A 12,234-nucleotide genomic window follows, 5' to 3' on the forward strand; every position below is an offset into this window, starting at 1 on the left:
CATCGCTGCCCTCAGCCGACTTACAGGAGCGTTCACCGTGAAGATGACTGTGTTAAGCAACAAAGCCCCTAAACGCCGCCGTTTGATCGGCCCCTCGGTCTTCGCCTTTGCGCTGATGCAGTTCGGTGCCCTCGGTGCTGCTCATGCGCAAACCAGCGACGCTGCGAGCGTGGCGCCGGCGGCGGTTTATACAGGCACGGTCAAGACGGATGCGCACACCTCGTTCGGCCCGCTGAAGCATGTCGAGGCCGGTTTGCTGAATGTCGCTTACGCGGAAGTTGGCCCGGCCGACGGTCCTGTGGTGATTCTTCTGCACGGCTGGCCCTACGACATTCACAGTTACGTCGATGTGGCGCCCTTGCTGGCGGCGCAGGGTTACCGGGTGCTCGTTCCGTATGCGCGTGGCTACGGCGACACGCACTTCCTGTCTGCCAAGACCGTTCGCAACGGCCAGCCCGCTGCGCTCGCCAGTGATGTCATCGACTTCATGGACGCGCTCAAGATCAAGCGGGCCGTGCTCGGTGGCTACGATTGGGGCGCGCGCTCGGCTGACATCGTCGCGGCGCTCTGGCCGGAGCGGGTGCAGGCACTGGTCTCGGTGAGTGGTTACCTCATCGGAAACCAGGCCGCAGGCAAGAACCCGTTGCCGCCCAAGGCCGAGTTGCAGTGGTGGTATCAGTTCTACTTCGCGACCGAACGCGGTCAGGCTGGTTACGAAAAAAATCGCCACGACTTCGCCAGGTTGATCTGGGAGTTGGCGTCACCGAATTGGGCATTTGACGACGCTACTTTCGACCGCAGCGCCGCGGCCCTGGATAACCCCGATCATGTGGCGATCACGATTTTCAACTATCGCTGGCGGTTGGGCATGATTCAGGGCGAATCTCAGTATGAAGCGCTGGAGCAGCAGTTGGCCAAGGCTCCGCCCATTACTGTGCCGACCATTACGCTGGAAGGCGATGCCAATGGCGCGCCGCATCCGGCGGCCGAGGATTATGCGAAGCGGTTTACCGGCAAATATGAGTACCGGTTGATCAGCGGCGGGATTGGCCATAACTTGCCGCAGGAAGATCCGCAGGCCTTTGCCAAGGCAGTGATGGACGCGGATCATTTGTAGGAGCGAGCTTGCTCGCGAAGGACTTGAAAGCAACGCATTCATTCAGGACGAATGCGTTATCGTTAAGGTCCATCGCGAGCAATCGAGCGTCGACCGGCTGCTCCTACAGGGGTTATGCAACTACCTGATAACACGGCACATACGCCGCGCCACCCGGTAGCTTCATCCGGTGCTGGGCAACGAATGCCTTGAGCAACTGATCGAGCGGTTTCATGACCGCCACATCGCCACGGATCTGGTACGGCCCGTGTTGTTCGATCAGGCGGATGCCCTTGTCCTTGACGTTTCCGGCGACGATGCCGGAGAACGCCCGGCGCAGGTTGGCGGCCAGTTCGTGGGCTGGCAACTCGCGACTCAGTTTCAGGTTGGCCATGTTTTCGTGGGTCGGGTCGAACGGGCGCTGGAAGCCTTCGTCGATCTTTAGCAGCCAGTTGAAGTGGAACGCGTCGTTACGCTCGCGGCGGAACTGTTTCACCGCTTTGAGGCCGGCGGTCATCTGCCGAGCGACTTCGGCCGGGTCGTCGATGATGATCTCGTAGTGCTGCTTCGCCGCTTCACCGAGGGTGGCGCCGACAAAAGCATCCAGTTGTTCCAGATACGGTGCCGCGTGCCTTGGCCCGGTGAGGATGACCGGGAAGGGCAGGCCGGCGTTGCCCGGGTGCATCAGGATGCCGAGCAGGTACAGGAACTCTTCGGCCGTGCCGGCGCCGCCCGGGAAAATGATGATGCCGTGGCCGACGCGCACGAAGGCTTCCAGACGTTTTTCGATGTCCGGCAGGATCACCAGCTCGTTGACGATCGGGTTTGGCGCTTCGGCGGCAATAATGCCCGGCTCGGTCAAGCCGAGGTAACGGCCACCGTGGATACGCTGTTTGGCGTGGGCGATGGTCGCGCCTTTCATCGGGCCTTTCATCACGCCCGGGCCGCAGCCTGTGCAGATGTCCAGGCTGCGCAGGCCCAGTTCGTGGCCGACTTTCTTGGTGTATTTGTATTCTTCGGTGTTGATCGAGTGGCCACCCCAGCACACCACGATCTTCGGCTCGACGCCGGGGCGCAGGGTGCGGGCGTTGCGCAGCAGGTGGAACACGTAGTCGCTGATGCCCTGGGAATTGCTCAGGTCGATGCGTTGGCTGTCGAGTTCATTTTCGGTGTAGACGATGTCGCGCAGGGCGCTGAACAGCATCTCGCGGGTGCTGGCGATCATTTCACCGTCGACAAAGGCGTCGGCTGGGGCGTTCAGCAGTTCGAGGCGCACGCCACGATCCTGCTGGTGAATGCGGATTTCGAAGTCTTTGTAGGCTTCGAGGATGGTCTTGGCGTTATCAACGTGGGCGCCGGTGTTGAGGATGGCCAGGGCGCACTGGCGGAAGAGGGTATAGGTGCTGCCGGTTCCGGCTTCGCTCAGTTGCTGAACTTCACGTTGCGAGAGGGTTTCCAGGCTGCCTTTAGGGCTGACAGAGGCATTGATTACATGTCTTTGGGTCATTCAATGATCCTTAAAACGATGTCATTCAGACAGTCAAATGGCATCCGAATAGTGTGAATCCATAAAGAAGATGGCACGAACTGCGCTGTATCGCCATTTCCCCGTTTGACGATGAAAAGATGAAAAGGAGCCCCAGCATAGCTAAATCCCCCGCAGAGGCGATAATGCCGGCCAGTCTTTTTGTCCACGACGTTAAGGAAACCTGCCGCAATGTTCGAAATCCAGCCGATGAACGCCGAAACCTTTCGACAACAGACACGTCGCAGCACGGTGATTATTGCCTTGATTTTCCTGGCGCTGGCAATGGTGCTGTCCACCACGGCGGTGGCCGTGTTCGGCGAGCCAGGGGGCGACAACCTGCGGTTCAACGTCGGCGGGGTGTTTGTTGCAGTATTGCTGATGGTGGCGCTGATGCGCGGCAAATTCTGGACCCAGGAATGGATGGCGCCGGCGGTGTATGGCTGGCGGCTCAAGCGTAGCCTGATGAACGTCACCAACGTCATGCATCAGGTGACGGCGGCGGTAGAGGCAGGTGATCCCACCGCCATGAAACTGCTGCGCTTCTATCACCTGGGCTTGAACCAGATGCATGAATTGGACGGAAACTCCAGCGACCACAGTCAACTGATTCGTGAAATGGATCTGCACAAGGCGCGGATGGAAGCGTTGGGCATCGACAGCGACCAGACGCAATTGAATCCCGCCTGGCTTGATGCGGTGAAGCAGACACCTCGGTAAGACCTCTGGTGTGACAGCCGCAACGCAAACCTTGTAGCAGCTGGCGAAGCCTGCGTTCGGCGGCGAAGCCGTCGTAAACCCTGAGTGCCCGGTGGGTCTGACACACCGCATTGTCTGACTTCACGACGGCTGCGCCGCCGAACGCAGGCTTCGCCAGCTGCTACCCGGATCGCGTTATGGCGCTTAAACCCGCAGGCGAAGGGTTTCAAAGAGTTGCCGGTCTTCCTTTTTCGCCGAACGGGCATGGCGCCGAATGACTTGCAACAGGCAATCGGTGAAGCACAGCGCCGGATTGCTCAGTGAGCCATTGCGGCGCGTGACAATACTCAGCTGCCGGGGCTCGAACTGTTCGGCCAGCCCCAGGGACACCAACCGGCCGAGGAACGATGGGGCAATGCTGACGATGGACGGTCCCCAGGTGCACATGTCTGCCTGCTCGACCATCATCTGCAGTATGGCCAGGGAGTGGGCCCGTACGATTCGTTTCTCATCGATCTGCGCGCCGTGTTTCCAGAACAGCTCCTGCATCAACCCATCGTGCCCGTCCGGGGCGTAGTTCAGGGTCCAGTTCTGCTCCAGCAGTTCATGGATCGACCGAGCGTTTTGCCGTACATGGCCCTGGCGGACCAGCACTGACGTCTGGTAATCGAGCAAGGTTTCGCAGGCAAACTCCTGGCTTGATTGCCCAGGGTGAAGCTGGCCGATTGCAAAATCCATGCTGCCATCGCGCAACAGTGGCTGGGCGACGGCCATCAGGCTTTCGAACAGCTCCAGGCGGATTTCCGGCATGCGTTCGCGAAAGACCAGCACCACTTCGGGCAGGAAGGTCAGGGCAATCCAGGGTGCGATCCCGACACAGAGCCGTCCTTGAGCCTTGCCGCGCATATGGTCGAGTTCAGTTTGCGCATGCTCGAGTTGCTTGATCACGAGCCGGGCGTGGGTCAGCAATACTTTTCCGTACTCGGTGAAGTTCAGGCCACTGGGCGTTCGGCTGAACAGCGGCAGTTGCTGAGCGGTTTCCAGCTCGCGCAACGCTTTGGTCACCGCCGCCTGGGAAATACCCAGCGAGCGCGCCGCCGCCCGGATGCTGCCGGTTTCGGCGCTGGCAATCAGTGCTTGTAATTGATGCAGCTTCATCTGCGTACCCTGGAGACAACTGATGGTTGTCATCATAACCAAACTGCGTCTCCCCAGCCCAGAGCCCGTTCCCTAAGATCGACCCCAACAGCGCTTTCAGCTGGCGCTCAAACCCTATCGAAGGAGTACACCCATGGATGCCGGCCATGTCTTGCCTGGTATTGCAGCGATGCAGGATGAAATGATCGCGTTGCGTCACAGCATTCACGCGCACCCCGAGTTGGGCTTTGAAGAGTTCGCCACCAGTGAGCGGGTTGCCGCGTGTTTGACGCAATGGGGCTTTCAGGTCACCACCGGCGTGGGCAAGACCGGTGTCGTCGCCACCTTGAAAAATGGCGAAGGACGCTCCATCGGTTTGCGTGCCGACATGGACGCGCTGCCGATTCAGGAGACCACGGGGTTGCCTTATGCCAGCCGGATCGACGGTGTCATGCATGCCTGCGGCCACGATGGTCATACGGCAACCCTTCTGGCGGCAGCCAAATACCTGGCGCAGACCCGGTCGTTCAACGGCACCGTGCAGCTGATTTTCCAACCGGCCGAAGAAGGGTTGGGCGGTGCCCGGAAAATGCTGGAGGACGGGCTGCTGGAACGCTTCCCGTGTGACGCGATTTTCGCCATGCACAACGTGCCGGGTTATCCGGTCGGGCATCTGGGGTTTTACAGCGGCCCGTTTATGGCGTCGGCCGATACGGTGAATATCAAGATAATCGGCAATGGCGGTCATGGCGCAGTCCCGCATAAGGCCATCGACCCGGTGGTGGTGTGTGCATCGATCGTGATCGCGCTGCAAAGCATCGTCTCGCGCAACGTCAATCCGCAGGACATGGCGATCATCACCGTGGGTTCAATCCACGCCGGAAGCGCTTCTAACGTCATTCCGTCCAGTGCCGAGATGAGCTTGAGCGTGCGCGCGCTGACCCCCGAGATTCGCCACTTGCTCGAAGTCAGAATTACCGACCTGGTCAACGGTCAGGCGGCCAGTTTTGGCGCCAGGGCCGACATCGATTATCAGCATTGTCATCCGGTGTTGATCAATCACCCCGAGCCCACCGCATTGGCCCGAGAAGTCGCGCGTGAGTGGTTGGGCGAAGAGCGATTGATCGACGACCTGCGGCCCTTCACGGCGAGTGAGGACTTTGCCTTCATCCTGGAAAAATGCCCCGGCAGCTATCTGGTGATCGGCAACGGCGACGGGGACAGCGGGTGCCTGTTGCACAACCCCGGCTATGACTTCAATGATGCTTGCCTGCCCGTCGGGGCGAGCTACTGGGTCAAGTTGGTTGAGCGTTTTCTAAGTTGAGACGCCGTATTTTCGTGCGTCATGCCTGGCCTGAGAGGAAAAAAATAATGAACAAGATGATAGCGGCTGTTTCACTGGCGTTGTTGACGGCATCCAGCCTGGCCGGCGCGGCCGACTGGTCTGGGAAAGTCTTGAAACTGGGGGTCGACCCCACGTACCCACCGCTGGAATACAAAAATCAGGACGGCACGCTGACTGGTTTCGGGGTCGATATCGCCGAGGCACTGTGCGCTGAGCTGCACGCCCATTGCGTCTGGGTAGAAAGTAGCTGGGACGGGATGATCCCGGCGCTGCTGGCGCGCAAGTTTGACGCGGTGGCCTCCTCGATGACGGTCACACCCAAGCGTCTGGAGCAGATTGCGTTTACCGACAAGGTGTCCAATGCGCCGGCGCGACTGGTGGTCAAACGTGGCTCCGGTCTGCTGCCGACGCTTGAATCGCTCAAGGGCAAACGCATTGGCGTAGAGCAGGGGTCGACCCAGGAGGCGTTTGCGAAAGCCGTCTGGGGTACGAAGGGCGTGGATGTTCTGTCCTATCAGAATCAGGATCAGGTCTATGCCGACCTGGTGGTGGGACGACTGGATGCCGCGTTGCAGGGCTCCATCCAGGCCAGTTACGGCTTTTTGAACACGGCACAAGGCAAGGACTATGAGTTTTCCGGCGCGACCCTGGATGACCCGGCTTTTTTCGGCGTAGGGGATGGCATCGGTGTGCGCAAGAGCGACGTCGAACTGCGCGAAGACTTGAACAAAGCCCTGGCAACGATTCTCGCCAACGGCACTTACCAGCGGATCAACAAAAAGTACTTTGATTTCGATATCTACGGGGCGAAATAACGCCGCCTCGACAGACCGGGCAGGGCGGTCGTCCAGGCCGCCCTGTTTCAGCACACTTCCTTCATCTCAACCTAATAAAAACAAGGAGCGTGAAATGCTTCTGGAAGGCTTTGGCCCGCAGATCCTGCTGGGCACCCTGGCCACAATCAAACTGGCGCTCTGGTCGTTGTCGATCGCTGTCCTGGCGGGGCTGCTAGGCGCCAGTTCCAAGTTGTCCTCCAACCGTTTATTGCGCGCGCTGGCCACCGGTTATACGACAGTGATCCGCAGCATGCCGGACCTGGTGATCATGCTGTTGCTGTTCTTCAGCCTGCAGATGCTGCTCAACCGGATGACCGACTGGTTGGGCATTGAGCAGATCGATATCGACCCGTTTCTAGCCGGTGTTATCACCCTGGCCTTTATTTACGGGGCTTACTTTACCGAGACGTTTCGCGGTGCGTTTCAGGCCGTCCCGGTGGGTCAGATTGAAGCGGCGAGGGCCTACGGCATGTCCCGTGGCAACACCTTTCGCAAAATCCTGTTCCCACAAATGCTCCGTCACGCACTGCCGGGCATCGGCAATAACTGGCAGGTATTGATCAAGTCGACCGCATTGGTATCGATCATCGGCCTGACCGATGTCATCAAGGCCACGCAGGACGCGGGTAAGGGCTCGATGCAGTTCTTTTACTTCACAGTGGTCGGCGGCCTGATCTACCTCGCGATTACCACCGTTTCCAACGGTGTGTTGATGTGGCTTGAACACCGCTATTCAGTGGGTGTCAGGAAGGCTGTGCTATGACGAGCATTCTCAACGATTACTGGCAGGCTTACCTGTGGAGTGACGGGCCGTACTTTTCCGGGCTGGCGGTGACCTTGTGGTTGCTGATTCTTTCAGTGGTGATCGGCTTCTTGCTGGCGGTGCCGTTGTCGATTGCCCGCGTCAGCCGCAACCCGCTGATCCGCCTGCCGGTCTGGGGTTACACCTACGTGTTTCGCGGCACCCCGTTGTACGTCCAGTTGCTGTTCTTCTACTCCGGCGTGTACAGCTTGCATGCGGTTCGCTCCCAGGATTTTCTCGATGCGTTTTTTCGTGACGGGTTCAATTGCACGGTGCTGGCGTTCGGGCTCAATACCTGCGCCTACATGACCGAGATCTTGGCCGGGTCAATCAGGGCGACCGCACACGGGGAAATCGAGGCAGCCAACGCCTACGGCATGGGCCGCTTCACCCTCTATCGCCGGATCATTCTGCCGTCGGCGTTACGCCGGGCCCTGCCGTTTTTCAGCAATGAAGTGGTTCTGATGCTGCATTCCACCTCGGTGGCGTTCACCGCCACGGTGCCCGATTTGTTGAAGATCGCCCGGGACGTCAATTCGGCAACCTACGCCTCTTTCACGGCATTCGGGATCGCCGGAGTGCTGTACGCCGCCAGTGCGTTGTTGCTGATCTGGCTGTTTCGTCTCGGCGAACTGCATTGGCTTGCCTACCTCAAACCCCGCACGCACTGACCCCTACTGGACATGCTCGAATGTATAAATTGATTGTTGAAAATGTGCATAAAAACTACGGCAGCCATGAAGTATTGAAGGGAGTCTCGCTCGCGGCCAAAGCGGGGGATGTGATCAGCATTATTGGTTCGTCGGGGTCTGGGAAGAGCACCTTTTTGCGCTGCATCAACCATCTCGAACATCCGTCGGCCGGGCGCATCATCGTCAATTCCGAGGAACTGCTGACCCGCAAGAATTCACGGGGGGACTTGTGTGCGGTCGATCCCCGGCAGCTACAGGCCATGCGCAGCAAGCTGTCGATGGTGTTTCAGCACTTCAATTTGTGGAGCCACATGACCGTGCTGGACAATCTCATCGAGTGTCCGATGAGCGTGCTGGGGATCGGTCGAGCGCAAGCTATTGAGCGGGCGCGTCATTACCTGTCAAAAGTGGGGTTGCCGGCCAAGGTCGAGGCGCAGTATCCGGTGCATTTATCGGGTGGCCAGCAGCAACGCGTCGCTATTGCTCGCGCGCTGGCGATGGAACCTCAAGTCATGCTGTTCGACGAGCCGACCTCCGCGCTGGACCCCGAACTGGTGGGTGAGGTGCTTAAAGTCATGCAGCAGCTTGCAGAAGAGGGCCGCACGATGGTGGTGGTCACCCATGAAATGGCATTCGCCAGACAAGTGTCGAACCACGTCATGTTTTTGCATCAGGGCAGGGTAGAAGAGCAGGGCGTTCCGGGTATTGTGCTGGAGCAGCCTCGTAGCGAGCGGTTGCAGCAATTCCTGGCGGGGAGCCTAAAATAACGGAAAACACCCGGACGCTGGCGAGGCGCGACGCGCGCAAACTTCTCGGGTAAATCCCCCCGCCGGGTGCTTGATGAGGCATAGTCGCCTGACACCAGGCGGCTCATGCGGTCCTGGTCATAAAAAGGGCGAATGAAGAGTCGCCATGTGATCAGGATCCAGGGAGTCTCATGGGCCATCCATCCATTAAAGATCGTATTGAAAAATCCCGATCTGCCTTGCCCTTGATAGCCGAGCAGGCTGGGGCAACGCTCAAGGTTCGCTCGGTGGTGTTTCTGCTCGTAGCGGTGTGCCTGTCCATGACGGCAATCGTGATTTGGGAAGCCTGGAATTCGCGCCAGTACCATCTGCATGAGAAAGAAGTGGCGATGTCCAACCTGGCGCAGACCCTGGCCTCGCAAGCGCAAGCCTCGATCAAACAAGCCGACACGCTCCTGTTTACCTTGGTGGACCGCCTCGAAAACGATGGCATGGGACCGGCGCAATTGCCCCGACTGCAACGTCTGCTCAGCGCCCAGCGCAGTGAGCTGCCACAGGTCCATGGTTTGTTCGTGTATGACGAAGAAGGGCGCTGGGTCGCCAACTCCAATGGCGCTGAACTGTCCAGTGCGAATAATTCCGACCGTGAATACTTCATCTTCCATCGCGATCATCCTGACCGTGGGCCCCACATCGGTCCGTCGATAAAGAGCCGTTCGAGCGGTGAATGGATCATGACCGTGTCGCGCCGCATCAATCATCCCGACGGCCGCTTTGCCGGCGTGGCATTGGCAACGCTCTATCTCAGCCATTTCCTCGAGCTCTACGACAGCATCGACATGGGCAGTAACGGCGTGATCAACCTGTTTGCCGATGACGCGACCATCGTGGTACGGCGGCCGTTCAAAGAGGCTGAAGTGGGCACCAGCGTGGCAAATGGTCCACTCTTCACCCAGTTGTTGCCCAATGGCGACGCCGGGACTGCAACGATCAGATCGGTGATCGATGGCGTGGAGCGAGTGGTGGGGTTTCGACGGGTCGAGGGGTATCCGTTGACTGTCCTCGCCGCGATCGACAAGGACGAAGTCCTGGCCGGCTGGCGCAAGGAATCAATGCTGAGCGTGGGCATCGTGGCATTGTTGCTGGGGTTCTTGGGCATTTTCGGTTATCGCCTCATTCGTCTCATGAAGCAGCAGAATCATGTCCAGGGCGTATTGCTGGAGGCTCAGGAAAAGCTCATCGAGGTCAATCGCAGCCTTGAGTTGCTGGCCCTGGAAGACGCGCTCACGGGGCTTTCCAATCGGCGCCAGTTTGACTTGTTCATCCAGGCGGAAGTGGGCCGTGCCAGGCGCAGCCTGACCAGCCTTGCCCTGCTGATGATTGACGTCGACCATTTCAAACTGTTCAACGATCGCTATGGCCATTTGGCCGGCGATGAATGCCTGCGCCACATCAGCGCGATCATTGTCGACAACATCAAGCGCCCCGGTGATCTGGCCGCCCGCTATGGCGGTGAAGAGTTTGCGGTGGTGCTGCCCGGGACTGATTATGTCGGGGCGTTTCTGGTGGCGGAAAAAATTCGTCGCGCGGTTCAGCAAGCCGCTATCCAGCACAGTGAGGGTGCCGAGGGCTTGGTAACGGTCAGCCTGGGTGTCGCTGCTTACGATCCGGCGTCACAAGCCCGGCCCAACGATCTGGTCGATGCAGCCGACAAGGCGCTGTACGTGGCCAAGGCCAGCGGGCGGAACATGAGTGTAATTGCCAACTGAACCCAGACAATCCGGTGGTTGCCCTGAACCCGCTGGGCGGACAGGGTCGCCTCGAAAGGCTGTGATCCTTTAGCCGGCCCGGCGTAACTTGCACAATCTGATCAACCGCACATAGACCGCCACGTTGATCGCCAGCACCACGCTGCCCAACCCTAGCTGAATCGTGGGTGTCAGCCCGGCCGGATAAATGATTGGCCACACGTAATGCTCGATGAAACCGTTGCCATAGCCGGTTTGCCCGGCCGCGTGGCGCATCAGGTTTTCCCAGTGGGTGAGCGGGCAGGTCAGCTGGAAGACTTCCACGATCACGCCCCACGCGGCGGCGGGCAGGTGCCACCCGATCAAGTGGCGCCATTTGAGTGCCAGCAGCCCGCCGAACAGCACGAACAGAATGAACAGCAGATGAAACAGCACCAGCCCATCGGCAGCGATTCGGTAAAGCATGTCGACTCCCTGGCGTATCAGGTGAATCGCTTCATGGTACTCGGGTGGGTTGTGCTGGCTCTACCGATTAACGGCGCTTAAGGAAACTCGGCAAATTCGGCGCGCATCCGGCCGTTGTGCTTGGCCTTGTAGAGCAATTTGTCGACCTGTCCGACGAATTCCAGCGCCGTTGTCTCTGGCGAAGCCTTGATTGTGCCGACGCCGAGACTGATGCTCAGCAGCGACGACACTGCCGAGAATTCGTGGGGGATTTGTTGTTGGCGGATCAGGTTCAGGCATTTGCGCGCTACTTGCCTGGCGGATTCGGCATCGGTTTGCGGCAGGAGCCAGACAAACTCTTCACCGCCGATCCGGGCGATGAAGTCTTTCGGTCGATTGGCCGCGAGCGACAGGGTCTGGGCGACACGACGCAAACATTCGTCACCCTTGAGGTGCCCGTAATGGTCATTGAACTGTTTGAAGTAATCGATATCCAGAATGATCAGCGACATGGCTGATCCACTGCGCTGGGCGTCGCTCCATTCGCGCTCCAGCACGGTGTCGAACATGCGCCGGTTGGCGATACCCGTCAGGCCATCCTGGAAGGAGTATTCCTCGAGTTGCTTCTGCAGGCGATTGAGGTGCTCTTCGGTTTTCTTGCGCTCGCTGATGTCGAACATGAAGCCCACCAGCGCTTCCACTTCCCCGTCCTTGCGCACCACGTGCACCACGTCGCGGATCCACACGTAGTCGCCGCTGTGGGTCAGTGCGCGGTAGTCCGCTTCATGGTCCACCCCGGCCCGGGATTGCGACACGCAGAATTCCACCACGTAATCCCGATCATCCGGGTGCATGCGCTCTACCCAGTCGTTGACCGAGGCCCAGCTGGTTTGCTTCCAACCCAGCAACGCCTCTATCTGCGGACCGATGTAGCTGAAGGTCATGGTTTTCCAGTCGATCCGCCAGGGAATCGCTTTGGTCGATTCAAGCAGGGTTTTGTAGACATCGGTATCGACTGAACTCATGGCGGGCCAGACCTCAATGAAAAATTCAGCGCCATCATGTTGCTACTATCGTGTCGAATCAAGCGTGCAGCCGATGAGTGGACAACGTTTGCGGCGCACGATCGCCGCTCAAGTGCGCAAGATTGTTCAAGCCATCGGC

At 59.0% G+C, this 12,234-nt stretch carries 12 protein-coding genes; 8 read left to right on the plus strand and 4 right to left on the minus strand.

From position 1 onward, the window contains the following. Positions 1-43 precede the first annotated feature (43 nt). Entirely contained in the window at positions 44-1,117 is a 1,074-nt protein-coding gene (locus AC1MDT_RS04425; RefSeq protein WP_480422704.1) for an alpha/beta fold hydrolase, read from the plus strand. Between the two features lie 112 nt (positions 1,118-1,229). Here the strand turns inward: AC1MDT_RS04425 and ppnN are convergent, their stop codons facing one another. Then, positions 1,230-2,603 (minus strand): nucleotide 5'-monophosphate nucleosidase PpnN, encoded by a 1,374-nt coding sequence (gene ppnN, locus AC1MDT_RS04430; protein WP_480420871.1) that lies wholly within the window; start codon positions 2,601-2,603, stop codon positions 1,230-1,232. A gap of 210 nt (positions 2,604-2,813) precedes the next feature. On the opposite strand from ppnN, the gene AC1MDT_RS04435 reads away from it, so the two are divergent. Further along, complete coding sequence (locus tag AC1MDT_RS04435) at positions 2,814-3,341, plus strand: DUF3087 domain-containing protein (RefSeq protein ID WP_480420872.1); 528 nt, start codon at positions 2,814-2,816, stop codon at positions 3,339-3,341. Positions 3,342-3,524: 183 nt separating this feature from the next. Here the strand turns inward: AC1MDT_RS04435 and AC1MDT_RS04440 are convergent, their stop codons facing one another. Further along, the gene (locus tag AC1MDT_RS04440) at positions 3,525-4,478 is read right to left on the minus strand and encodes a LysR family transcriptional regulator (protein WP_480420873.1); all 954 of its coding nucleotides are present in this window, start codon (positions 4,476-4,478) and stop codon (positions 3,525-3,527) included. 133 nt (positions 4,479-4,611) lie between these two features. Between AC1MDT_RS04440 and AC1MDT_RS04445 the strand changes: the two genes are divergently transcribed. The 6 genes from AC1MDT_RS04445 (at position 4,612) to AC1MDT_RS04470 (ending at position 10,647) form a co-directional block, all read left to right on the plus strand. Then, positions 4,612-5,781: a M20 aminoacylase family protein gene (locus AC1MDT_RS04445; RefSeq protein ID WP_480420874.1), complete on the plus strand. Its 1,170-nt coding sequence runs from the start codon at positions 4,612-4,614 to the stop codon at positions 5,779-5,781. A 47-nt stretch (positions 5,782-5,828) separates the two neighbouring features. Beyond that, positions 5,829-6,617, plus strand: a complete 789-nt coding sequence (locus AC1MDT_RS04450) for an ABC transporter substrate-binding protein (protein WP_480420875.1) — start codon at positions 5,829-5,831, stop codon at positions 6,615-6,617. 94 nt (positions 6,618-6,711) lie between these two features. Continuing rightward, positions 6,712-7,401, plus strand: a complete 690-nt coding sequence (locus AC1MDT_RS04455) for an ABC transporter permease (RefSeq protein WP_480420876.1) — start codon at positions 6,712-6,714, stop codon at positions 7,399-7,401. Next, positions 7,398-8,111: an ABC transporter permease gene (locus AC1MDT_RS04460; protein ID WP_480420877.1), complete on the plus strand. Its 714-nt coding sequence runs from the start codon at positions 7,398-7,400 to the stop codon at positions 8,109-8,111. The genes AC1MDT_RS04455 and AC1MDT_RS04460 overlap by 4 nt, the downstream gene beginning before the upstream one ends. A gap of 20 nt (positions 8,112-8,131) precedes the next feature. Continuing rightward, on the plus strand, positions 8,132-8,899 hold the full coding sequence (locus AC1MDT_RS04465; protein ID WP_480420878.1) for an ABC transporter ATP-binding protein: 768 nt from the start codon (positions 8,132-8,134) through the stop codon (positions 8,897-8,899). A 170-nt stretch (positions 8,900-9,069) separates the two neighbouring features. Beyond that, positions 9,070-10,647 (plus strand): sensor domain-containing diguanylate cyclase, encoded by a 1,578-nt coding sequence (locus tag AC1MDT_RS04470; RefSeq protein WP_480420879.1) that lies wholly within the window; start codon positions 9,070-9,072, stop codon positions 10,645-10,647. A 69-nt stretch (positions 10,648-10,716) separates the two neighbouring features. Here AC1MDT_RS04470 and AC1MDT_RS04475 read toward each other — a convergent pair whose 3' ends face one another. After that, positions 10,717-11,091 carry a DUF2784 domain-containing protein gene (locus AC1MDT_RS04475; RefSeq protein WP_480420880.1) on the minus strand — a complete coding sequence of 125 codons (375 nt, stop codon included), beginning with the start codon at positions 11,089-11,091 and terminating at the stop codon, positions 10,717-10,719. Positions 11,092-11,168: 77 nt separating this feature from the next. After that, the gene (locus AC1MDT_RS04480; RefSeq protein WP_480420881.1) at positions 11,169-12,095 is read right to left on the minus strand and encodes a GGDEF domain-containing protein; all 927 of its coding nucleotides are present in this window, start codon (positions 12,093-12,095) and stop codon (positions 11,169-11,171) included. Between the last annotated feature and the right edge of the window lie 139 nt (positions 12,096-12,234).

The sequence above is a fragment of the Pseudomonas sp. ASL7 genome, from assembly GCF_056680375.1.